23 protein-coding genes are annotated in these 21,659 nt (G+C 67.2%); 5 read left to right on the top strand and 18 right to left on the bottom strand.

What is annotated here, in order from left to right:
* Positions 1–6: 6 nt before the first annotated feature.
* Together QC765_RS11440 and QC765_RS11435 are read left to right on the top strand one after the other, a co-directional pair.
* Entirely contained in the window at positions 7–1,083 is a 1,077-nt protein-coding gene (locus QC765_RS11440; RefSeq protein ID WP_278314567.1) for a baeRF2 domain-containing protein, read from the top strand.
* Complete coding sequence (locus QC765_RS11435) at positions 1,080–1,406, top strand: DUF8000 family membrane protein (RefSeq protein ID WP_278314566.1); 327 nt, start codon at positions 1,080–1,082, stop codon at positions 1,404–1,406. The genes QC765_RS11440 and QC765_RS11435 overlap by 4 nt, the downstream gene beginning before the upstream one ends.
* A gap of 58 nt (positions 1,407–1,464) precedes the next feature.
* On the opposite strand, the gene QC765_RS11430 is transcribed toward QC765_RS11435, so the two are convergent.
* Positions 1,465–1,746, bottom strand: a complete 282-nt coding sequence (locus QC765_RS11430) for a hypothetical protein (RefSeq protein ID WP_278314565.1) — start codon at positions 1,744–1,746, stop codon at positions 1,465–1,467.
* A 43-nt stretch (positions 1,747–1,789) separates the two neighbouring features.
* A complete protein-coding gene (locus tag QC765_RS11425) occupies positions 1,790–2,404 on the bottom strand; it encodes a flavodoxin family protein (protein WP_278314564.1) in 615 nt (204 codons plus the stop codon).
* A gap of 128 nt (positions 2,405–2,532) precedes the next feature.
* Here QC765_RS11425 and QC765_RS11420 point away from each other — a divergent pair, with 128 nt between their 5' ends.
* Positions 2,533–3,591, top strand: a complete 1,059-nt coding sequence (locus QC765_RS11420) for an iron-containing redox enzyme family protein (protein ID WP_278314563.1) — start codon at positions 2,533–2,535, stop codon at positions 3,589–3,591.
* Here the strand turns inward: QC765_RS11420 and QC765_RS11415 are convergent.
* The 8 genes from QC765_RS11415 to guaB all read right to left on the bottom strand — a co-directional run bounded on the left by QC765_RS11415 (position 3,588) and on the right by guaB (position 12,307).
* The gene (locus QC765_RS11415) at positions 3,588–3,875 is read right to left on the bottom strand and encodes a CDGSH iron-sulfur domain-containing protein (RefSeq protein WP_373876740.1); all 288 of its coding nucleotides are present in this window, start codon (positions 3,873–3,875) and stop codon (positions 3,588–3,590) included. The genes QC765_RS11420 and QC765_RS11415 overlap by 4 nt on opposite strands.
* Positions 3,853–4,590: a HemK2/MTQ2 family protein methyltransferase gene (locus QC765_RS11410; protein WP_278314562.1), complete on the bottom strand. Its 738-nt coding sequence runs from the start codon at positions 4,588–4,590 to the stop codon at positions 3,853–3,855. Before QC765_RS11410 ends, QC765_RS11415 begins: the two co-directional genes overlap by 23 nt.
* An 85-nt stretch (positions 4,591–4,675) precedes the next feature.
* Positions 4,676–6,733, bottom strand: a complete 2,058-nt coding sequence (locus QC765_RS11405; protein WP_278314561.1) for a CocE/NonD family hydrolase — start codon at positions 6,731–6,733, stop codon at positions 4,676–4,678.
* Positions 6,717–8,003 carry an ATP-grasp domain-containing protein gene (locus tag QC765_RS11400; protein ID WP_278314560.1) on the bottom strand — a complete coding sequence of 429 codons (1,287 nt, stop codon included), beginning with the start codon at positions 8,001–8,003 and terminating at the stop codon, positions 6,717–6,719. Before QC765_RS11400 ends, QC765_RS11405 begins: the two co-directional genes overlap by 17 nt.
* A gap of 166 nt (positions 8,004–8,169) precedes the next feature.
* Positions 8,170–8,877: a SigB/SigF/SigG family RNA polymerase sigma factor gene (locus QC765_RS11395; protein ID WP_278314559.1), complete on the bottom strand. Its 708-nt coding sequence runs from the start codon at positions 8,875–8,877 to the stop codon at positions 8,170–8,172.
* Between the two features lie 46 nt (positions 8,878–8,923).
* On the bottom strand, positions 8,924–9,373 hold the full coding sequence (locus tag QC765_RS11390; protein ID WP_278314558.1) for an ATP-binding protein: 450 nt from the start codon (positions 9,371–9,373) through the stop codon (positions 8,924–8,926).
* 154 nt (positions 9,374–9,527) lie between these two features.
* Positions 9,528–10,661, bottom strand: coding sequence for a GuaB3 family IMP dehydrogenase-related protein (locus tag QC765_RS11385; RefSeq protein ID WP_278314557.1), 1,134 nt, complete (start codon positions 10,659–10,661; stop codon positions 9,528–9,530).
* A gap of 113 nt (positions 10,662–10,774) precedes the next feature.
* Positions 10,775–12,307, bottom strand: a complete 1,533-nt coding sequence (gene guaB, locus QC765_RS11380; protein ID WP_278314556.1) for an IMP dehydrogenase — start codon at positions 12,305–12,307, stop codon at positions 10,775–10,777.
* Between the two features lie 372 nt (positions 12,308–12,679).
* On the opposite strand from guaB, the gene QC765_RS11375 reads away from it, so the two are divergent.
* Positions 12,680–13,114 (top strand): DUF5319 domain-containing protein, encoded by a 435-nt coding sequence (locus QC765_RS11375; RefSeq protein WP_278314555.1) that lies wholly within the window; start codon positions 12,680–12,682, stop codon positions 13,112–13,114.
* Positions 13,115–13,293: 179 nt separating this feature from the next.
* On the opposite strand, the gene QC765_RS11370 is transcribed toward QC765_RS11375, so the two are convergent.
* From QC765_RS11370 to QC765_RS11360, 3 genes are all read right to left on the bottom strand, one after another.
* Complete coding sequence (locus tag QC765_RS11370) at positions 13,294–14,574, bottom strand: anti-sigma-D factor RsdA (RefSeq protein WP_278314554.1); 1,281 nt, start codon at positions 14,572–14,574, stop codon at positions 13,294–13,296.
* The gene (locus tag QC765_RS11365) at positions 14,567–15,145 is read right to left on the bottom strand and encodes a sigma-70 family RNA polymerase sigma factor (RefSeq protein WP_278314553.1); all 579 of its coding nucleotides are present in this window, start codon (positions 15,143–15,145) and stop codon (positions 14,567–14,569) included. Before QC765_RS11365 ends, QC765_RS11370 begins: the two co-directional genes overlap by 8 nt.
* A gap of 202 nt (positions 15,146–15,347) precedes the next feature.
* The gene (locus QC765_RS11360; RefSeq protein WP_278314552.1) at positions 15,348–16,124 is read right to left on the bottom strand and encodes a hypothetical protein; all 777 of its coding nucleotides are present in this window, start codon (positions 16,122–16,124) and stop codon (positions 15,348–15,350) included.
* A 449-nt stretch (positions 16,125–16,573) separates the two neighbouring features.
* Between QC765_RS11360 and QC765_RS11355 the strand changes: the two genes are divergently transcribed.
* Complete coding sequence (locus QC765_RS11355) at positions 16,574–16,867, top strand: WhiB family transcriptional regulator (protein ID WP_278314551.1); 294 nt, start codon at positions 16,574–16,576, stop codon at positions 16,865–16,867.
* A 118-nt stretch (positions 16,868–16,985) separates the two neighbouring features.
* On the opposite strand, the gene groL is transcribed toward QC765_RS11355, so the two are convergent.
* From groL to tsaB, 5 genes are all read right to left on the bottom strand, one after another.
* On the bottom strand, positions 16,986–18,596 hold the full coding sequence (gene groL / locus QC765_RS11350; RefSeq protein WP_278314550.1) for a chaperonin GroEL: 1,611 nt from the start codon (positions 18,594–18,596) through the stop codon (positions 16,986–16,988).
* A 155-nt stretch (positions 18,597–18,751) separates the two neighbouring features.
* Complete coding sequence (groES, locus tag QC765_RS11345) at positions 18,752–19,054, bottom strand: co-chaperone GroES (RefSeq protein WP_149360598.1); 303 nt, start codon at positions 19,052–19,054, stop codon at positions 18,752–18,754.
* Between the two features lie 212 nt (positions 19,055–19,266).
* Positions 19,267–20,370 carry a tRNA (adenosine(37)-N6)-threonylcarbamoyltransferase complex transferase subunit TsaD gene (gene tsaD, locus QC765_RS11340; protein ID WP_373876739.1) on the bottom strand — a complete coding sequence of 368 codons (1,104 nt, stop codon included), beginning with the start codon at positions 20,368–20,370 and terminating at the stop codon, positions 19,267–19,269.
* Positions 20,363–20,851, bottom strand: coding sequence for a ribosomal protein S18-alanine N-acetyltransferase (gene rimI / locus QC765_RS11335; protein ID WP_278314549.1), 489 nt, complete (start codon positions 20,849–20,851; stop codon positions 20,363–20,365). The genes tsaD and rimI overlap by 8 nt, the downstream gene beginning before the upstream one ends.
* Positions 20,841–21,599, bottom strand: coding sequence for a tRNA (adenosine(37)-N6)-threonylcarbamoyltransferase complex dimerization subunit type 1 TsaB (tsaB, locus tag QC765_RS11330; RefSeq protein WP_278314548.1), 759 nt, complete (start codon positions 21,597–21,599; stop codon positions 20,841–20,843). The genes rimI and tsaB overlap by 11 nt, the downstream gene beginning before the upstream one ends.
* Positions 21,600–21,659 lie beyond the last annotated feature (60 nt).

Genomic DNA, 21,659 nt, shown 5'->3' with positions numbered 1-21,659 from the left:
ATGGACATGAACGAACTGAGAAATCGCCTGGAGACAGCACACGGGCCGTTCCTCTCGATCTACGTCGATGACTCCCACAACACGGAGGATGCAGCGAAGGCACGCGAGCTGCGCTGGCGCGACATCGCTGATCGCGCGCGCGATCAGGGCGCGCCGGACGCCCTCATCGACCGGATCCCGGGGCTGGGCGAATGGGAGCAGCCCCCGATCGGCCGACGAGGCAGGGCGCTGGTGTTCTCCGAGGATGCCGTGATCGTCGATGAGGAGCTGCCGATGGTCCCCGACCAGCCCGCTGCCCGGTTCTCGCCCGTGCCGCACCTGCTTCCCCTGTTCGAGCATGGCGTGGCCCGGCAGACCATCATGGTCGCCGAGGTGGACCGCACTGGCGTGGACGTGAGCTACATCGATGAGTACGGGCATACGCTCGCCAGCCGCTCGGAGGATCCAGATCACCATCCCGTGCACAAGGCGAACGCCGGCGACCGGTTCAGCTGGGCCCACGTGGAAGGTCGCACGGAGGAGATGATCGAGCGGAATCATCGCGACACAGCGGAGTATCTCGCCGCGGCGGTGCGCAAGATCCATCCCTCGATGCTGGTGCTTGGCGGCGAGGTGCAGGCACGGACCAGCATCGAGCAACTGTTGCCCAACGACGTGCGCGCCCTCGCGTACTCGGTGTCCGAGGGAGGCCGCGCCGGAGGCACCAATGGTGACGGGCTCGACGAGGCCATCACCGACCTCCTGCGGCAGCGGCAGGACGAGAAGGTAGCGGAAGCACTGGAGCGCTTCCGCATCGAGTCGGGCCGGGCATCGGGCCATGCCGTCGAAGGCCTGCATTCCGTCGCGGCCAGCCTGCAGCAGGGCAATGTCGACACGCTGCTAGTGGCGCGCCCGCTGGATGGCGAGCAACCCTCGTCGGACGTCACCGACACCCGCGAGGCTGACGCCGTCGTCTCCACCGCGATCCTTCAAGGCGGCGAGATCATCGTTTGCGCCAAGGACGATGTGGATCTCCGCGATGGGATCGGCGCGATCCTGCGCGCACCGGCCCAAGCGATGAGCAATATGGAAGCGCCATCATGAAGGAGCCCCAGCACCCCGAGCCCCAGCACCCCGAGCCCCAGTACCCCGACGCGGAACGAACGTTTCCCGACCGGGCCGGGCGGGCCGTGGCCTGGCTCGCGTACGCATCGATCGTGCTCGCGCTGATCGCGCTCCCGCTCGCTCTGGTCGCAGCGGCCTCGGGACGAGCCGTGCCAGCGTGGCTCGCTGGCACGATTTGCCTGGTGCTTCTCGTCACGGCGGTCGTCTCGTGGCGATGGCAGGCGCGGCGCAAGCGCAGGACCCACCTCGACACCAAGGACCGCGAGGTATCCGCTGAGGGCAAAGGACCTCTCGACATGTGAGATCACGCGTGCCCCGGGCAGGAGGAGCCCGGGGCACGCGCATCACGAGGGGATCCCGCTAGGGCGGTGATTCACCCGGCAGGACTTCCGGCTCCTCCTGCTCGAGCTTGTCGTCGAGCGACTCTCCCTCCCGCGCTTCCTCGGGAGTCGTCCCTCGGGCATCGGCCTCCGTCCAGTCATCCGGTGGCGCCATCGCTCCCGCGAGCGGGTTCTCGCCGAGTCGCTCCTCGTCGAGGTACTCCGCGCTGCTGAGCGAGGCGGGATCGGACTCCACCTGGTCCGGCTCCCCGGTGTCTTGCGGCGGGGTGGCGTCCTGGCGGTCGTGGTCATCATGTGCCATAGGTTGAATCTCCTCTCGTTGCAGCCGCGCGCGAGAGCACGGGCTAGTCGCGTGGCGCCGGATAGGGCGCGGTGGCGAGAATCCCCGCAAGGTGGGCGGCATTGCGCGCGAGATTGCTGATGTTCTTCGCGAGCCCCGCGGGCATCTCGTCGAGGTCGCGGTAGTCCGTTCCGCCACGGGCCTCCCCCACCCAGTAGGCAGAGCCGTGCGCGGGGATCGTGAAGCCAAGGTCGTTGAGCCCCTGGAACAGATCAGCCGTCACCTTGTGCGCGCCGTCCTCGTTGCCGACGACTCCCACCACAGCGACCTTGTCCCACATGATCGGGCGCCCGTCCTCCCCGGCCTCGCCGAGATCGGCGTTGAGGCGCTCGAGCACGCGCTGCGCCACGCTCGAGGGATGCCCGAGCCAGATCGGCGTGCACAGCACGAGCACCTCGCTCTCGAGCACTTCCTCCCGGATGGCGGGCCAGGCGTCGTCATCGCTCATCTCATGGCCCACGCCTGGCGGGATCACGTGATCCGCCACCCGCACGGACGATCCGCGCACCCCGTGCTCGTCCAGCGCGGAGAGAATCTGCTTCGCGAGCAGCTCGCTGCTCGATTCCTCGGCGCTGGGCTTGAGGCTGCAGATCAGCGCGAGCGCGCGTGGTTGGCTCATGGAGCTCCTCCTTGATCGAGTGGCAATGAAGGACATACCCGGGCATGCGTGGATTAATCGTGGCGGGCCGCCCTCTCGCGGGCCGGGCACGACGTTTACCACCCGTCATGCTGGGGAAGCCCTGCGGCATGAGCACCCACCAGGCCGCCGCCCTCGCCGAGCCTCAGCCAGCCGGGGAGCACGACTACCCTGGCCCGCCGCTGCCCTCCCCGCGAGGACCGATATCCGCAGGCCTGATCGAGGCATTGTCCCGCCCGGCACCCGAGGTGCCCGATGATGGCCTTGCTGGCCTGGCCCGGCTCGCGCGCGGTTGCGATGCGCTGGGCGAGGACGCGCAGCTCGCGCTGACCGTGTGCTACGAGCTCCACTACCAGGGGTTCGCCGGGGTCGATCCGGGCTGGGAATGGCACCTGGCTCTGCTGGGTGCGCGAGCCTCGCTCGAGTCGCTGTTCCTCGATGTTCTTCGCGAGCACGTGGAGATCGAGGACCCCGTGCTTGTGCTCGAGGACCTGTGCGCCCCGCCCCCGAGCACCGGCACGGTGGGCACGTTCCTGCGAGATTCAGGCACGTGGGCACAGATGCGCGAGCTATTCATCCATCGATCCATCTATCAGTTGAAGGAAGCCGACCCGCAGGCATGGGCGATCCCGCGCCTCACCGGACGGCCCAAGGCCGCGCTCGTGGCCGTGGAGTTCGACGAGTATGGCGGCGGGCAGCATTCGCGCATGCACTCCCGCCTCTTCGCCGACCTGCTGGACGCCGCGGACCTCGACTCGCGATACCTCGCCTACCTCGACCTGGTGCCGGCGGAGACCCTGGCGACCGTGAACCTGATGTCACTGTGCGGGTTGCACCGATCGCGGCTCGGCGCGCTCGTCGGGATGTTCGCCGCGGCGGAGATCTCCAACGGGCCGGGCGCGCGGGTGATGATGGATGCCCTCGAGCGGCTTGGCGCCCCTCATGCGTGCGTGCACTTCTATCGCGAGCACATCGAGGCCGATGCCGTCCACGAGCAATTGATGCGCACCGATGTCGTGGGCGAGCTGCTGCGGGCCCGACCGGACTTGCGCGACGATGTCAGCTTCGGCATCGGGGCGAGCGAGTTCCTCGAGGAGCGCTCGTCGGCGAGGCTGCTCGGCTCGTGGGAACGCGGGCGCACGAGCCTGCGGGAACCTGGCGGGCTCTAGCGCTTGCCCTGGCCATCGCCGTCCTCCCCCGGTTCGTCGCAGCTGCCAAGAGGGCTGGCCCGTCGTTGCTTGCGCTTCCGCCGGTGGCTGGTGTCGCAGAAGGGGAAGATCCTGCTCCTGCGGCACAAGCAGAGCGCGACCGTCACCCGGTCGGACTCGGCGACGGTCCCGTCCGGAAGCTCGATGCGGACCGGGCCCGGCACCAGCAAGGGCCCGTCGGCGGTGTAGCGCATGGACGGCAGTGGCTGGTCGCTGGCTGGCTTATCGCTTATCGGCTCGGACAACGACGATCTCCTCGAGGACCTGGGAGGGAGAGAGGTATCCAGCCTTGACCAGCGCGTTCCGCCGTTGCCGCATCACTGGCCCGAAAGGGATTCCCTGGCGGGCAACGACGGATGCCACGAGGCCGTTTCCCCGGAGCAGGGAAAGCGTCTCCTCGACTCCGCTGATCCCGGAGTGCACCATCAACATCGATCCCCCAGGGCGAAGGAGCCGGTTGGCGGCGAGGCACAAGACATCGATCACGCTCCGGCCGTTCGCGCCCGCGTCCCAGTTCGGGCAGGGCCGCGCGGAATCGCTTGCCCGCCAGGGCACGTAGGGAGGGTTGGTCAGGATGGTGTCGAACGAGCGCGCCCCGACTAGCCTCGCGAGATCGCTGTGGACGACATCGACCCGGGCCTTGAGAAGCGCAGCGTTCATCCGTGCCGAGAGCACCGCCCGCATCGAGGAATCGACCGCCGTCACCGATGCGCAGCCGCTCCTAGCGGCTGTGAGGGCCAGGTACCCGGTCCCGCAGCACGCGTCGAGGACCGCGCCACGGCCCGCCAGCCCGCTGCGCAGGTACTCGCGCGCGAGCAGCACGCTGTCCTCCTGCGGGCGGTAGACCCCGGGGAGGCGGAACACCTTGAGTGGCCGCGCATCCCCTCCCGCGGCGTTCTCCGGCACCGTTTCCCTCGGGGGGACGTCCTGCGGGGGAACGCCTTCGATCTCAAGGGTCACCCTGCACCTCCAGTGTCGCGCTTGATCGGATGGAGCACGGGATACCCCCGCTCGCGCCTCCGAAACCTTCGCCTCGCCCGGGGCCTCACACGAGATCCCGCGGGATGCGGGTGCTCCAGTTCTGCGAGTACACCCGTGAATCACCGTGCTGCTCGTCGAACTCCCAGGCATCGAGCTCCGCGGTCAGGAAGAACTCGGCGGCAGTGGACGTCATCACGGTGCGCGTGGAGACCTCGATCTGCCATTCGTCGCGCGAAATGCGGCGCACGGTGCGGGTCTCGCCCCGCACCGAGCCCACATCGTTCTGCACGCTGGAGAACCACTCCGTGGTGGCGCGGCGCAGCACGGTTTTCGTATCGTCGAGGCGGAGCTCGCCCTGGTCGTTCACGATCTCCAGCGTCGACTCCCCCGATGCGAGGTCACGGATGAGCTTCCAATGATGCTCGGCCGGTTCCAGTCGCGTGGTCTCGAGCGGCGGCGCAGCCGTGGGCTTCCCGAATGGCCTGAGCAGATCATCCTCGGCCCGCGGTGCCCGGATCGGCAGCATCAGCTCGCTGCGCGCGGGATCGATGGTTAGCGTAGCGGCCTCGGGAGGAGGCCAGGCAAGCGGCCAGTACGAGCTCGAGATCGCCAGCCTGATCCTGTGCCCCGCCGGGAACGACTGCGCGACCCCGTTGAGGGGAACATCAACGACGTAGCTGGTGCCCGGGACGAGGGGGCTCGGCCGCGCGCTGCTGTCGCGGTGCGTGAGGTTGAGCAGCCCATAGGTGACCCTGGTCGCCTCCCCCGTGCGCGCGACATCCGAGATCCGGACCGCGACCATGGCGACCGGCTTGTCCGCGACCACGGCAAGCCGCAATAGCGGCATTCCCAGGATCTCGATCGGATCGGTCAGCTCGCCCGTCTCGTAGACGAGCGAGCCGCCATCCTCCTCGCGCTGGTCCGAGGGCAGATCAGGAGGCGCTGCATAAGATGCCCACTTGCCGGCGAACATGCCGACGCTCAGCAGGGAGTTCACGACGTGGTTGTCCCGCCCCACCGCACAGCCAATGCCCCGCTCCGCACCCTCGAGGCCGAGCAACGAGCCCTCGCCCAGCTCGAGGCGCAGCTCCTCGATGGAGCTCGACGGCCAGCCCTGCTCTGCCACCCAGCGGCCGGGCCGCTCGTCGTAGGAGGTCTGCGGCGGAACGGCATCCTGCATCCACACCCGTAGGGCCGGCTCGTCGAGCAAGCCGGTGTCCTTGCCCTTCAACCACTGGTCCCACCAGCGCACCACCTCGTCAAGGAACCCGATCGCGGGCCCTGGCACGCCCGTATGCGGGTACTTGTGGCCCCACGGCCCGATCAGCGCCCTGCAGGGAACCTCAAGATGCTCCAGCAGCCGGAAGATGGAGTTGGTGTATCCATCGGCCCAGCCACCGACCGCGAACACGGGGCACTGGATCATCCCGTAGTCCTCGTTGATCGCCACGCGCTTCCAGTAGTCGTCGCGATGCTGGTGCCTGAGCCAGTTCTCGATCCACAGCCCGCTGCCACGAAGGCGCTCGTGCCACATCTCGCGCCACTGCTCGCCGACGATCTCCGGGTCCGGTGGCAAGCTGTTGAACGCGAACATCACCGTGGCCTCGGACAGGTTGTCCGACAAGAGGCACCCACCCATGTAGTGCATGTTGTCGAAGTAGAGATCCTCGGTGGCCGAGGCACTGATGATGGCCTTCAGCGCGGGCGGGCGCTTCGCCGCGACCTGCAGGCTGTTGAAGCCGCCCCAGGAGATGCCCATCATTCCCACATTGCCGTCGCACCAGGGCTGTCGTGCTATCCAGTCGATGACGTCGAGGGCGTCCTCGTGCTCGGTCGCCAGGTACTCGTCCCGGAGGACGCCGTCCGAGTCCCCGCTGCCGCGCAGGTCCACCCGCACGCAGGCATAGCCATGCCCGGCGATATACGGATGGTTCAAGGCATCGCGGCCCCGGGTCACGTCCCGCTTGCGGTAGGGGATGTACTCGAGCACCGCGGGCACGGGCGAGGCAGCGGCGTCGCGTGGCATCCACAGGCGCGCTGCGAGCCGGGTTCCGTCTGGCAGCGGGATGAACTCGTTCTCCCAGTCCACCACCTCATGCGGAAGATCAGTCACGTACTCCATGGTTTTCCTCCTCCGAGGATCGCTTGATAGCGAACGGCAGGCAGTCCCGGCACGCGCGAAATCGATCGTCGAGCTCATCGGGATCATCGAGGCCGATGACCAGGGTGCCGAGCCGGAATCGATATTCATCCTGGTTCGCCATCCGCGATAACCGGTCGCCCGGGCGCACTGCCAGGTGAAGCTTCGCGCCCGGGCATGTCCGCTCGAGCGCCTCGAGGTCCGCGGGCCCGGGAACCCCCTCGACCACGCCATCCTCCTCCGTGGTCACGTAGAACAGGGCGGCGAAGGGGAACGCTCCGCGCCGATGCGGCATGCTGGGCGCCCTGCCGAGCGCCACATCGAGCGCCACGAGGTGATTCGGGGCTCCATCGACCTTCATGAACATCTCGGTATGGGACTGCGAGATCCGGGTATTGACCTCGATCAAGCGGAGGAGCTGCCGTTCGTGGTTCCAGAAGAATTCCGCGTTGAAGCAGCCATCGAGGAACCCCACATCCGCGAGGAAATCGCGGGCCGCCCCGATTGCTTCCTCCTGCACTTGCGCGGGAACCCGTGCTGCGGGGTAGAGGAACGAGTCGATCGAATGCGATCCGCGCTCGACCTGCATGTCGAATACGCCATGCACCCGCATCACGTCACCCGCCACCGAGCCCTCGATCGCGAACTCTTGGCCGGTCAGCAACTCCTCCGCCACGCATCGGAAGGCGGCCGCGTCGGTGATCCCATCCGGGATACCGACGAGCTCCAGCGCCTCGTCGAACGCTTCGGCCATGTTGCCGAGGGAGGCGCGCATCGCGGCGAGGGCCGCCTCGAGCTGTTCCTTGTCGTCGATGCGGAAGCCCAGCATCGAGGAGTGCGACTTGACGGGCTTGAGCCAGAACGGATACTCCAGGCCGACCTCGCTCGCGGCGTTCTCATCCAAAGGATCCACGAGCTCGAAACGGGGCACATAGGCAGGGATGCTCGCGCGCTGCTCCACCCTGCTCCAGTACTTGTGCTCGCAGCGCAGGACGGAACCGAGCGTCGGCGACCGCAAGCCAAGCTCGTTCGCCATGATGGGCGCCAGCACGCTTGTGGGGAAATCCCAGTGCGGGATGATCCCATCGATCGGATGCTCGAACGCCGCGATCTTCTCGCGTGCTTCCTCCAGCAGCGGCGCCAGCTCGATATGCGTGGACGCGACCAGGCGCTCGGGCGCGAGCAACGGATAGAAGCGCACATCCCGATCCCGCTCGAGCTGCGCGAGCGCGTCGTGCTGCTCCCGTGTCATCCCCGGTACCAATACGGTGTAGGACATGGCTAGCGCTCATCTCCTCATGCGCCGGCAATGGGGCATAGAGCCCGTCTAGTGCAATGAGCGTCGGCTACCCGAGCATGAGCACGTCAAACCTGCGGCCCGCCCAAATGGGGCGGGGCGGCGCACCGGTGGGCTCGAGCTACTCGCTGACCATCCGCGCCCGCAGCTCGACCAGGGTGCGCGCCAGCAATCGGGAGACGTGCATCTGCGAGATGCCTAGGTGCTCGGCGATCTGCGCCTGGGTGTTATTGCCGAAGAAGCGCATGATGATGATGCTGCGCTCCCGCGCGGGCAACTGGTCCAGGGCCTCTTGCAGCACCTCATGGTCCTCGAGCTGCTCGAGGTCGGCATCAAAGGCACCGAGCGTGTCAAGGATCGACCGGTCATCGTCACCATGGCCCTGGCTCGCGTCGGCAGACTGCGCGACGAATGCCTTGCCTGCCATTTGCCCCTGCTCGACCTGCTGGACCGTGAGATCGAGCGTCTCGGCGATCTCCTCCGGAGTTGGCTCGCGGCCTAGGTGCTGCGCGAGCTCCGAGGTGGCCGAGCCGATGGCGAGATGGGCTTCCTGGAGCCTGCGTGGCACCCGCACCGCCCATCGCGTATCGCGGAAATGCCGCCGCACCTCCCCCATGATGGTCGGCACGGCGAATGCCAGGAAGTCCGCGCCCATGGCGGGATCGAACCGGTCGACGGCATGGATCAGTCCGACCAGGGCTACCTGCTGGAGATCATCGATGGGCTCGCCACGGTGCGCGAAGCGCCACGAGATGTGCTCGGCGAGAGGCACGCAATGGGCGATGATCTCTTCCCGGAGCGTGATCGCCTCTTCGTCGCGATCGTCCATTCCCCTCAACCGGGCAATGAGGTCTGGGATACCCGAATAGTCAGGTTCACTCACAGTCAGGTGATGCCTTTCGCTTCACAATCTGGACCGTGGTGGTGGGGCACTTTCCATTGTGGAGCACATGTTCTTCCTCCGTGTGGGCCTCCTGGCGCCAGTCAAGGACATCAGCAAGGGTGCGCACCACATGCCAGCGAAAGCTATTGCTGCGGGGCAGCGGCGCGGCAGCACACTTCGCCGTCATCGTGACGCAGAGCTCTCCCCGGTTGTCCTCGACGGAGCAACTCACTTCTGCTCCCACGGCAGAGATCTCGATGAGGGTCGCTGCTACCTCGTCCACCGCGAGCTGCACGTCGTCGATGCTGTCCGGGTCGAAGCCCGACGCATGCGCCACGGACTTCACGACCTCCCGGAACACGGGGAGGTAGTGGATATCGGCACGGATGGATATATCGACCGAGATTCCGCTTTGCGCGCTACTAGTGTTTCTCGCGATCAATGATCTCCCCCCGAAGGGTCGTCGAAGAACTCTGCACGGCTCAGGATACTCCCTGCCCCGATCATCATCCCGGAACCATCCTGCCGCCGGCTAGTACGACCTGGACTTTCGACCAACGCATTGGTCCAGCGCGTCCGCCGGATCCGCCAGCGGATCACCCCCGTACGGACAGCCCGACCTTCTGGAATTCCTTCAGGTCCGAGTATCCGGCCTTGGCCATGGCCCGGCGCAGCCCGCCCACGATGTTGGTGGAACCGAATGGGTCGTGCGAGGGCCCATTGAGGACATTGTCGAGCGGCGCTTGCTCGCCCTTGTCATAGAAGCGCGCGATGGTCCCACGTGGCATCGAGGGATGGGCGGCCACGGATGGCCAGTACCAGCCCATGCCGGGCGCCTCGCGCGCTGCCGCGAGCAGCGAGCCCAGCGCGACAGCGTCCGCGCCGCAGCCAATGGCCTTGGCGACGTCGCTGGAGGAATGCAGGTCCCCGTCGGCGATGACGTGCACGTAGCGGCCACCGGTCTCGTCGAGGTACTCCCGCCGGGCCGCGGCGGCATCCGCGATCGCTGTCGCCATCGGCACGCCAATGCCCAGGACCTCGCGCGTGGTGGTCGCCGCGGATGCGCCATAGCCCACGATCACTCCGGCAGCGCCAGTGCGCATCAGGTGCAGCGCGGTGCGATGGTCGCTGACCCCGCCAGCAACAACAGGGACATCAAGCTCGGCGATGAACCGCTTGAGGTTCAGCGGCTCGTTGGTGGACACATGCTCGGCCGAGATGATCGTGCCCTGGATGACGAGGAGGTCGATACCGGCCTCGAGGAGAACGGGGGTGAGCCACCGGGCGTTCTGCGGGCTCACCCGCACTGCCGTGGTGATGCCGACATCGCGGACCTGTGCGACCGCGGCACCGAGCAAGCCTGTCTTGATGGGCGCCGCGTGCAGCTCCTGGAGCTTGCGGATCGCCTTGGTGGGATGGACCTCATCGTCAGCGAGGCCGACAACCTCCGAGAGGCGCGCGTCGACATCCGCGTGGCGCCCCCACAGGCCTTCCGCGTTGAGCACGCCGAGCCCGCCGCGCTTGCCGAGCTCGATCGCCATGCTGGGCGAGACCACGGCATCGGTCGGGTGCGCCAGCACGGGCATCTCGAACTTGTAGGCATCGAGCTGCCAGGCCGTGGACACCTCCTTGGCGGACCGGGTCCGGCGGGAGGGAACGATGTTGATATCCGCGAGCTCGTAGGTACGTCGCGCGGAACGCCCCATGCCGATCTCTACGTGGTCCTGCACCCGCGTTCCCTTCTCTGCTGTGTCCGTGCTCGTTGCCCGAACCGATGGGCGTGCTGCGCTCGCATGGCCGGGCCGCTGTGGAATCGCTGCGACCCATCGGCCCAGTGGAGGCTCTAGCGAGCAGTGTAGTTCGGCGCCTCGACGGTCATGGTGATGTCGTGCGGGTGGCTTTCCTTCAGGCCCGCTGTGGTGATCTGCACGAACCGCGCATCCTGCAGGTGCTCGATCGTTCCCGATCCGGTGTAGCCCATGGCGGCGCGAAGCCCACCAACGAGCTGGTGGATGACCGTGCCGAGCGGACCGCGGTACGGGACCCGGCCTTCGATGCCCTCGGGGACGAGCTTGTCCTCGGAGAGCACATCATCCTGGAAGTAGCGATCCTTCGAGAAGCTGCGGGCTTCCCCGGACTGGCCGCGGCCCTGCATGGCAGAGAGCGAGCCCATGCCGCGGTAGCTCTTGAACTGCTTGCCGTTGACGAAGATCAGCTCGCCCGGCGATTCCGCCGTACCGGCGAGCAAGGAGCCCAGCATCGCGGTCGAGGCACCGGCCGCGAGCGCCTTGGCGATGTCGCCGGAGAACTGGAGCCCGCCATCAGCGATCACGGGGACGCCGGCCGGGCGGCACACCGATACAGCCTCGAGGATCGCGGTCACCTGCGGCGCACCGACTCCCGCCACGACACGGGTGGTGCAGATCGAGCCGGGGCCCACACCCACCTTCACCGCGTCCGCGCCCGCGTCCACGAGCGCCTGGGCGGCTTCCCGGGTAGCCACGTTGCCGCCGATGATCTCGACGTTCTCGCCGACTTCCCGCTTCAACCGCGAGACCATCTCGAGCACGCGCTGGTTGTGCGCGTGCGCGGTATCGACAATGAGCACGTCGGACCCAGCGTCGACGAGTTGCATCGAGCGTGACCAGGCATCATCGCCCACGCCCACCGCGGCACCGACGAGCAACCTGCCATCGGTGTCCTTGGTGGCATAGGGGTGCTGCTCCGTCTTGACGAAGTCCTTCACGGTGATCAGCCCGCGCAGCTTGCCCTGCCCGTCGACGATCGGCAGCTTCTCCACCTTGTGGCGGCGCAGCAGCCCGAGCGCGGCCTCGGCGGTGACGCCCTCGCGAGCAGTCACCAGGGGCATCCGGGTCATGACATCGGCCGCGCGCTGCGACTGGTCCACCTCGAACCGCATGTCGCGGTTCGTCACGATGCCCAGCAGCATGCCGTTGGCATCGACCACGGGCAATCCCGAGATGCGGAACCGCGCGCACTTGGCATCGACCTCGGCGAGCGTGTCATCGGGGCCGCACGTGACCGGATCGGTCACCATTCCGGCCTCGGATCGCTTCACTGTCTCGACCTGCGCGGCCTGCGCCTCGGCAGAGAGGTTGCGATGCAGTACCCCCATGCCTCCCGCGCGGGCCATGGCGATGGCCATGCGCGCCTCGGTGACGGTGTCCATCGCTGAGCTGACGAGCGGCACGTTCAACCGGATCCGCTTGGTCAGCTGGCTCGAGGTATCGACCTGGCTGGGGATGACGTCCGAGGCCGCGGGCAGCAGCAGCACATCGTCATACGTGAGCCCTAGCATCGCGATCTTGCCGGGATCATCCCCGCCCGTGAAAGCACGTGGTGCAGAGCTGGTCATGCCGAGCGACCTTCCTAACTTGCTGGTTCCCCACCGAATCATCACAGCGTAGGCAAAACACGGCCCGGAAGCTAACCCGGCCCAGGCCCGCGGCCACGATAGGGCCGCCGGAGCGGTGGCCACTGCTCCGCACAACTCAGGGAATCCACAGCGTATTCCCAGCGCACGCACGGCCCCGCCCACGGGTCCGGCTGGCAGGATAGCGACTACCGGGCTGGGCCTCCCAGCGCACACCGCCCAGCCCGGTGACCAATCCCTCCGGCTGCCGGGGGCCGCCATGGGCCGTGCATGGTCAACTTTTTGCACCCAATATCCTGGTTTGACGGGCGAACCGGTGGCGGAGAGCCCCTCACACTCAGTACGGTAGAACTCGTGCGCGATCATCTACCACCTGGTTTACCGCCGGATCCGTTCGCCGACGATCCGCAGGACCCTGCTTCGGCCCTCGACTCGATGGAGCCGGGGCAGCCACTCGACCCGCACGAACGCATGGCCATCGAGGAAGACCTGCAGGATCTCGCTGTGTACGAGGCCTTGCTAGCGCATCGCGGCATCCGCGGGCTCGTGGTGCTTTGCGAGGACTGCCAGCGCGATCACTTCCACGACTGGGACATGCTGCGCGCGAATCTCCTGCAGCTGCTCGAGGATGGGACTGTCCGTCCCCACGAGCCTGCCTTCGATCCGAACCCCGACGCCTATGTCACGTGGGATTATTGCCGCGGCTATGCGGATGGCGTGATGAGCGACGTGTCGCCACAGCATCGCGGCATCTACCGTTCCTGGATCCAGGGCGGCAGCGACATGTGACAGGCAGCGGGCGACCGATCGCGCGACCCGCTGCCTGCTTGCCCATGTGTCTCCCACTGGATAGGCCGCGAGCGTGGTGGCCAGTATTCGCCACGCGCCTCGTTCGCTACAGCACACGAACAAGGCCCCTGCTCGGGATTGATATCCGAGCAGGGGCCTTGTTCGTGTGTGCAGAGCTTCTAGGAACCGGGGACGCCGGGAACAGTGACCTGTCCTCCGGGTCCATCGGCGGGCCCATCGGGTGCAGCCTCGCTGGTCGAGGTCGCCACATCGTCGAGCTCTACCTGGATGTCATCAGGAACCGGCGCCCCAGCAGTGGTAGCGGAGGCACGGGGTGACGTCGGGCGAACACTTGTGGTCGTCGAGCTCGGTGCCGAGCTGGCTCCCGTGGTTGCCCCTGCCGTCGTCTTCCCCGGCGTCTCCTTCCCCGTCGTCGTGGAAGGCGTCCCCGTTGTGGTCGGCGCAGTGCTCGTGCCGTCCTGCCCCGTCGTGGTAGCCGGCGGCTGGCTCGCTCCAGGTGTCGCCGAAGCTTCCGGGCCCGGGTTCCACGGGTTGTTCAAGAGCACTTCCGGATCAACCGTGAAATCCGGTACCGGCAACCCAGTGGGCAGCTGGGTCGGGAAGTTGGTCGGAAAATCGGTTGGCAGTCCGGGGATCACGACACCAGTCGGGAGCTGCCCTCGTGGTGGCTCGCTGGTCTCCTCGTCCGAGGTCGCTGCGGGAGCAGCGGGACGGGGCATGTCGAGAATCCGGTCAAGGTCTCTCGGATTCTGCTGCAGGTTCTCGCTGAGTTGCTGGAACTTGCTGGTCAGCGTGTCCTGGTCCGACCCCTGAAGCTGGCCTATCCGTGGTGCTACCTCGCTCAGGATGCGTTGCACCTGGGCCATGTCCCCCGATTCGAGCGCGCGCTCCGCCTGCTCGAGCTCGTTCCACAGGCCCGCGACCATCACCGTGGTTTCGCTCGAGCCGTGGATCTGCTGGCGGAAGCCCCAGAGCGGATCGCCTGGCTGCGCGTTCTGCGAGACCACAGCAAGCCCTCCGAGGACCACTGCGGCGGCCGCAGCAACGCCAGCGACGGACGAGAGCCACCGGGTAGAACGCCTACCAGGCCCGCCCTGGCCGGGCTTGGCCGAAGCCACGGCAGCCGGGCCAGCGGCACGCTGCATCGCGGCCTCGACCTCATCGAGTGACGGGGCGGGCGGAAGTGGTGCCGACATGATGTCGTTCCGCCAGTCCCCGAGAAGTCCAGCAAGCGCGGCAGTGTCCCCGGACAGTGCGTCCTCCGACGCAGTGTCCTGCTCGATGCCCCGGGCGAGCGCGTCGAGGAACGCGTCATCGGCGAGCAGATCGCCAATATCCGGTATCGATGCTTCCTCGCCCTGGCCAACCCCCTGTGACAGGTCCTCTGGATCGCGGCCGACGCGGTCGCCGGTCGTGCCGTCGTCATTGCGCCTAGCCATCGATGTCACCTACTCTCCCCATTGATTTCTTCAGCTTTGCCAGAGCACGATGCTGTGCCACGCGCACGGCACCAGCGGTACTGCCTACGATCTCCGCGGCCTCGGCGGCCGAAACGCCCTCGATGACGCGGAGGATGAGTATTTCCCGCTGCTCTGGCGAGAGAGAGTCCAGGAGTTCCTGCACCCGCCGGGAGGATTCACCGAGCAACGCGTGATCCTCGGGCCCCTCTGCGGATGAGGCGAAATCTGGCATATCGGCTGTCGGGTCCTGCCGGTTCCGCGCTGTTCCGCGGTGCGCGTCCGCGACCTTGTGGGCAGCGATGCCATAGACGAACGACATGAACGGGCGCCCCTGGTCCCGATACCGGGGAAGGGCTGTCATGACGGCCATGCACACCTCCTGCGCCACATCGTCGGCGGATACGTTCCCGCGCTCTCCCAATCCGATCCGAGCCCGGCAATAGCGGAACACCGGGGGACGGATCGTCTCCAAAACAGTCGAGAGAGCCTTCCTGTCGCCTTTGCTGGCTGCAGCGACGGCAAGCGTGAGCTCCTCATCTGACAGTGTCATCGCATGATGAGGAGCAGGTGTTACACGCGAGTCCCCTGAATCGCGCGCACCTTCTCCAGGTGTGTCCCCGCCGGGGACCAGCTTGTGTGCTTTAGTCATACGTCGAGGTCGCACCCTTGGGTTGCCAGCGTGTCATTGGTATCCATACGACAATACCGGCAGCCGCCGACAACGAGCTTCCTGTCACCCATCTGCAGCCCGCTCATGCGAACCTCCCGCCTCTCCGCTCCATGGCCAGCCTTCCCTCAGCGGCACGCTCCTGCCACCATCGTGACCGCTCGGGGGCAGGGTCGCTCGAGAGCAGCATCGCCGCGGCCCAGGCAAGCGGCAGCAGGCCAGCGGCCGCGGCATCCCGATGGCACCGCGCGCCGAGCTCCAGCGATTCCGCTGCTTGCCCGCCCGCGCCGAGCGCTGCGGCCAGGATGAGCTCCGACTTGATGCGATGCCGCTCCGATCCAGCCTCCACCGACAGCCGCACCGCAGCGCGCGCGACGTCGACAATGGACGCCCCGGTTCCGGAGAACAGCGCCCGCTCGGCCCGTACCCAGGAGAGCCGCACACGCTGCCGCCAGAGCGCCCCGGACGGGATCCCGTCCAGCCGCTCCTGCACGCGGGCGAGCAGGACGTCCACCGTGCTCATCCGGAAAGATCCGAGCATATCCGCCGCGAGCCCGGTCATCGCGTCGCACCAGGCCTCATCCGCGAGACCAGCGGGGGCCACCGAGAGGGCGCCGCGATCCGCCGATATCGCGATCCGCGCCGCGGCACCGTCGTGCACCGCCGCGCGCCGGTAGTGGCCGAGCTGGCGATCGAGCGATGCGGCCGTGCTCAGGGCGAGCGATCGCACCGCTATCCCGCTGGGCAGGGCCGGGGATGGAGCAGCCGCGCGCTCGATGTCCTCGAGCAGCCGCCGGGCCGCCGCGTAGCGCCCACGGGCTCCCAGGTCCACGGCCCGCGTCCACGCATCGAGCAGCTCCATGCAGCACTCCTTCCCCGAGATTCGGATGCACCGCCCAGCGGGATCCCACGCCATACGTTCACACTTCGGTAAACAAATTTTAAACTAGATGAAACTATTACCACGCTTGAATGTTCGAGGCGGTATGTGATTTTGGTCAAGCGTTTTCCATCCACCAAGGCGAGGCCACCCCGCCCGCCCCTCGATGAGGTTGCGGCGCCAGTCACACATTACACGTTTGAACTGGGATTACATGCTAGAGTCCCGCGACGAGCGTGAGGCGACGTCGCAAGCTCCTCGGTTTCCCCTACTGGAGATACCAGCATTGATGACGTCGCGCGACCCGGAGGGTTGACGGTTTTTCTTTGCAGCACATAAGGTGATGCCTGATCGACCCCAAACTATTCTTGCCGCTTCATAGGGGAATTCTTTCCGATCCTAATTCGGACATGCAGGACAAAGGAGAAGATATGCCGCAGCCCCACCAGCTCCCTGGGCCGATCATCGATCATTGGGATTGGCAGCGGCACGGCCTCTGCCGCGGGGTGGACTCGTCGGTCTTCTTCCATCCCGATGGCGAGCGTGGACGAGCGCGGCACGAGCGCGAGCTCCGCGCCAAGGCGCTGTGCTACCGATGCCCCGTGCTAGCGCAATGCCGGGAGCACGCCTTGACCGTCGGGGAGCCCTACGGCATCTGGGGCGGCATGTCCGAGTCCGAGAGGCTGCACCACCTGAGGATGAAGCAGTCCCGCAACATCGCGTAGCGCCACCCTATCCAGCAACAAGGGTGCCAGCACCATCAATGGTGCTGGCACCCTGTGCTTCATGCAGAGCCGAGCGGGCTTCATGCAGAGCCGAGCGGCCCGAGATCAGTGCCAGTGATCAGTGGGAGTGGCCGTGGCCGTGCTCGTCCTCGGCCTCTTCGGGCTTGTCCACGACAGCGCTCTCCGTGGTGAGGACCATCCGAGAAACAGATGCCGCGTTGATGACAGCGTTGCGGGTGACCTTGACCGGATCGATGACACCCTGCTCGACGAGGTTGCCGTAGGTCAGGGTGGCGGCGTTGAAGCCCTCACCGACCCCGAGCTCCTCGACCTTCGAACTGACGACAGCACCGTCGAGGCCCGCGTTGCGCGCGATCCAGTACAGCGGGGCACTGAGAGCCTCGCGGACGACCCGCACACCGGTTGCCTCGTCGCCCTCGAGCCCGAGATCATTGGCAAGGGCCACGCGCGCCTGGACGAGGGCGCTGCCACCGCCAGGCACGATGCCTTCCTCGACAGCAGCCTTTGCCGCATGAACAGCGTCATCGACGCGATGCTTGCGCTCGCGCAGCTCGGTCTCGGTCGCGGCACCGACGCGGATGACAGCAATGCCTCCGGCGAGCTTGGCGAGCCGCTCCTCGAGCTTCTCCCGGTCCCAGTCGGAGTCGGCCTGCTCGATCTCGCGGCGCAGCTGCACCGCCCGATCCGCGATGGCTTCATCGGAGCCGGAACCATCGACGATGGTGGTGTTGTCCTTGGTCACCACGACGCGACGGGCGTGGCCGAGCACATCGAGCCCGGCTTCCTTGAGGGTGAGACCGACCTCGGGGTTGATGACCTGCGCTCCGGTGACGATCGCGAGATCGTCGAGGAATGCCTTGCGGCGATCGCCGAAGAACGGGGCCTTGACCGCCACGGCCTTGAGCGTCTTGCGCACCGAGTTGACCACGAGGGTCGACAGCGGCTCGCCATCGACATCCTCAGAGATGATCAGGACGGGCTTGCCGGATTCCGCGATCTTCTCGAGCAGCGGCAGGAAGTCCGGCAGCGAGCTGATCTTCTCGCGGCTGAGCAGGATCTGCACATCCTCGAGAACCGCTTCCTGCGCCTCGATATCCGTGAGGAAGTACGGCGACAGGTAGCCCTTGTCGAACTGCACGCCCTCGGTGACATGGAGGTCGGTGAGCAGGGAGGAGGACTCCTCGACGGTGACGACGCCATCCACGCCGACCCGGGTCATCGCGCGCGCCACGAGATCGCCGATCTCCTCGTCGCGGGACGAGACGGTGGCGACCTGCGCGATGGCGGACTCGCCCTCGACCGGGGTCGCGACCTTGACGAGGTGCTCGGCGACTGCCTCCGCGGCCTTGGCGATGCCCTTGCCGAGCGCCATGGGGCCAGCGCCGGCAGCGACATTGCGGATCCCGGCGCTGATGATGGCCTGCGCGAGGACCGTTGCGGTGGTGGTGCCGTCGCCCGCGACATCGTTGGTCTTGATAGCGACGGCCTTGACGAGCTGGGCACCAAGGTTCTCGAAGGGATCCTCGAGGTCGATCTCCTTGGCGATGGTCACACCGTCATTGGTGACCACGGGGCCGCCGAAGGCCTTGGCAAGAACAACATTGCGACCGCGCGGGCCGAGGGTGACCTTGACGGCATCGGCGAGCGCGTCGACGCCACGCTCGAGCGCGCGGCGAGCGTCATCGTGGAACTTGATCTGCTTGGACATAGTTGGTATCAATGCTCCTCAACTGGCCGGCTGCGCGTCGGCACGGTGCCCGCGCCCGCCAGCTCTTGGGAAAATGCGAAGCCCCGGCGACCATGGCCTGACTGGCCTCGGCTCCGGGGCTCGCACAAGGGGGTCACATCTTCAGTGAACGTGTGTCACTTGGACACGACAGCGAGAATGTCGCGGGCCGAGAGAATGAGGTACTCCTCGCCGGCGTACTTGATCTCGGTGCCACCGTACTTGCTGTAGATGACGACATCGCCTTCCTGCACATCCAGGGGGATGCGCTTGGCGCCCGCATCGTCCCAGCGGCCGGGGCCCACTGCGATGACGGTGCCTTCCTGAGGCTTCTCCTTGGCGGTATCTGGGATGACCAGACCGGAAGCAGTAGTCGTCTCCGCTTCGTTCGTCTGGACGAGGATCTTGTCCTCGAGCGGCTTGATGTTCACGCTCGCCACGTTGAACCCTCCACGTTATTGGGTGTGATGCCCGCCCGTTGCGGGCAGCTCGGTTCGTTCTACGATTCGCGACACGTCTTCGAGCCCCGTCGTCGCGGGTGCCGGGACCAATTCTGCGTCACCTAGCACTCTATACACGAGAGTGCTAGCACTCAAGGCAGGCGTGGATGAATGTCGTTAGCTTGCAGCGAACGGAACGCGCGCACCAACCACTACACCGCCACGGCCTGCCCGGGACCAGGGCCGGATACCTGGCTCACCTGCACTGAGAGCGCGGGATCGGTCGCTACCAGCAAGCTAGACGGCTCCGCTCCGGCAGCGATCAGGTGCGCGCCCAGCGACGCGATCATGGCCCCGTTGTCCGTGCACAACCGCGGCCGCGGGATCCGCAGCTCCAGCCCCGCGGCCGCGCATCGCTCCTCCGCGAGAGCGCGCAGCCGGGAGTTCGCTGCGACTCCCCCACTGATGACCACCGTGCCAACACCCATATCGCCCGCGGCGCGCACCAGCTTCATCGACAGCACATCCGCCACGGCCTCCTGGAAGGAGGCCGCCACATCCGCCCGATCGATCGGCTCGCCCCGCCGGTGCGCCGACTCCAGATGCCGGGCCACCGCTGTCTTCAGGCCCGAGAACGAGAATCCATGACGCTCATCCCGCGGCCCGGTCATCCCCCGCGGGAAGCTGATCGACCGCGGATCACCGCCGCGCGCGAGCTCATCCACCACGGGCCCGCCGGGATAGCCCAGTCCGAGCAGGCGCGCGACCTTGTCATACGCCTCCCCTGCCGCATCATCGACGGTCGAGCCCAGCTCGACCATCGGCTCCGCGAGCGAATGCACATGCAACAGGCTCGTATGGCCGCCCGAGACCAGAAGCGCCACGCACGGGGGCAGCGGGCCGTGCTCCAGCGCATCGACCGCGACGTGGCCACCCAGGTGGTTGATGGCATAGAACGGCACTCCCCACGCCGCCGCGTACGCCTTCGCCGCAGCGGCACCCACGAGCAGCGCGCCCGCGAGCCCAGGCCCGATCGTCACGGCCACCGCATCGGGCCGCTCGATGCCCGCGGCTGCCAGGGCCCGCCGCATCGTCGGCACCACGGCCTCGAGGTGCGCCCGCGAGGCGATCTCCGGCACCACGCCGCCAAACCGCGCGTGCTCATCCACGCTCGATGCCACCTCATCGGCCAGCAACGTCACCATGCCCTCGTTCTCGCCGCGCAGTACCACCGACGCGATGCCCACGCCCGTCTCGTCGCAGGAGCTCTCGAGCCCCAGCACGTTGATCGTCTCCCGGCTGCCCCAGTCAGGCATGGTCGGCCCCTTCCCGCTTCATCACAAAGGCATCGGCACCACTCGGCTGGTAGTAGCGCTTGCGCAAGCCAATGACCTCGAACCCCACGCTGCGATACAGGCCCTGCGCCGCGGCATTGTCCGTGCGCACATCCAAGAATGTCGGTCCACCATGGAGGTCAGCGACGGCCAGGATATCCGCGAGGAGCAGGCGGCCGATGCCTTTGCCCTGGTGCTCGGGAGCCACCGCGATGGTATGGACCTCGTTCTCCGGATCCCGGCTCGCGCCGAGCAGCGCGATACCCGCGTAGCCGACCAGCTCGCCGCCGAGGTCGGCCGCGACGTAGTGATTGTTGCGGTCCCGGAGCTCCTGGGCGAACGCCCAGGCTGGCCAGGGATTGTCGTAGGCGAACAGCAGCTTCTCCAGCCGCGCGCACGCCGGTGCATCCGCTGGGGCGAGCGGCCGCAGATCGGCAGCGCCGGACACGGGCTCAGGCACCATAGCGCCACGTCCCCGGCGGGTTCTTCATCGCGCTTGGCTCGGTCGCGTCCGGTCGGCGCAGGTAGAGCGGCACGAGCGGTCCTGGAGCCGTCCCCGCGCGCAACGTCGCGGAGGCCGCCACCAGCCCGATCGGCGTGGGGCTAGCTACCCCGAGGACAGGGGCATCGAACAGAGCGGCGTGCGCCGGCGATCCCGCGACATGGGTCGCACCGTCCAGCCGGACGTCAGCAGGCTTGCTCACCGCGGGGCCATCGATGCGCTCGCCACCGCGATAGCGGGCCCAGTAGATCTCGCGGCGCCGCGCATCGGTGACCACGAGCAGCTCCTCGGCCCCGGTCTCGCCCGCAGCCGGAAGGGCGCTGGGCTGGCCCTCTGCCGTGAGGATGCTGGGCTGGCCCTCAGCCGTGAGGATGCTGGGCTGGCACTGCGCCGCGATGGCATCAAGGCTACACACGCCGTGCGCGGGGATGCCCAGGGCGTCGGCCAGCGCGGCTCCGGTGACCATGCCGACCCGCAGGCCCGTGAAGGGACCAGGACCTGTTCCCACCACCACGGCATCGAGGTCCGCGAAGCCGAGGCCAGCGGATTCCAGGCATTCCGCGATGCTCGGGGTGAGCACCTCGGCGTGCGCGCGAGCGTTGACGGTCACGCGGCGCGCGAGCTCGGTCGGCTCCCATCGCTGCGGGTCGAGCTGCACTACTCCCGCGGTGACAGCGGGAGTGGAGGTATCAACGGCGAGAACAAGCACGATTACCGAGGATACCGACAGGACCGGGCATTGCCGACCCGCTGATCGGGGATGGACCGC

The organism is Hoyosella levis (genome assembly GCF_026008515.1).
Lineage (GTDB): Bacteria > Actinomycetota > Actinomycetes > Mycobacteriales > Mycobacteriaceae > Lolliginicoccus > Lolliginicoccus levis.
This window is presented reverse-complemented; position numbering and strand designations above follow the sequence as displayed.

Bases quoted from the DNA above. Each gene is read 5' to 3' on its own strand.
- QC765_RS11370 (WP_278314554.1), bottom strand. From the start codon at position 14,574: ATGGCTAGGCGCAATGACGACGGCACGACCGGCGACCGCGTCGGCCGC.
- groL (WP_278314550.1), bottom strand. From the start codon at position 18,596: ATGTCCAAGCAGATCAAGTTCCACGATGACGCTCGCCGCGCGCTCGAG.
- QC765_RS11355 (WP_278314551.1), top strand. From the start codon at position 16,574: ATGCCGCAGCCCCACCAGCTCCCTGGGCCGATCATCGATCATTGGGAT.
- QC765_RS11360 (WP_278314552.1), bottom strand. From the start codon at position 16,124: ATGGAGCTGCTCGATGCGTGGACGCGGGCCGTGGACCTGGGAGCCCGT.
- QC765_RS11420 (WP_278314563.1), top strand. From the start codon at position 2,533: ATGAGCACCCACCAGGCCGCCGCCCTCGCCGAGCCTCAGCCAGCCGGG.
- QC765_RS11395 (WP_278314559.1), bottom strand. From the start codon at position 8,877: ATGGACGATCGCGACGAAGAGGCGATCACGCTCCGGGAAGAGATCATC.
- QC765_RS11365 (WP_278314553.1), bottom strand. From the start codon at position 15,145: ATGACACTGTCAGATGAGGAGCTCACGCTTGCCGTCGCTGCAGCCAGC.
- guaB (WP_278314556.1), bottom strand. From the start codon at position 12,307: ATGACCAGCTCTGCACCACGTGCTTTCACGGGCGGGGATGATCCCGGC.
- QC765_RS11400 (WP_278314560.1), bottom strand. From the start codon at position 8,003: ATGACACGGGAGCAGCACGACGCGCTCGCGCAGCTCGAGCGGGATCGG.
- QC765_RS11430 (WP_278314565.1), bottom strand. From the start codon at position 1,746: ATGGCACATGATGACCACGACCGCCAGGACGCCACCCCGCCGCAAGAC.
- tsaD (WP_373876739.1), bottom strand. From the start codon at position 20,370: ATGCCTGACTGGGGCAGCCGGGAGACGATCAACGTGCTGGGGCTCGAG.
- QC765_RS11435 (WP_278314566.1), top strand. From the start codon at position 1,080: ATGAAGGAGCCCCAGCACCCCGAGCCCCAGCACCCCGAGCCCCAGTAC.
- QC765_RS11440 (WP_278314567.1), top strand. From the start codon at position 7: ATGAACGAACTGAGAAATCGCCTGGAGACAGCACACGGGCCGTTCCTC.
- QC765_RS11405 (WP_278314561.1), bottom strand. From the start codon at position 6,733: ATGGAGTACGTGACTGATCTTCCGCATGAGGTGGTGGACTGGGAGAAC.
- rimI (WP_278314549.1), bottom strand. From the start codon at position 20,851: ATGGTGCCTGAGCCCGTGTCCGGCGCTGCCGATCTGCGGCCGCTCGCC.
- QC765_RS11425 (WP_278314564.1), bottom strand. From the start codon at position 2,404: ATGAGCCAACCACGCGCGCTCGCGCTGATCTGCAGCCTCAAGCCCAGC.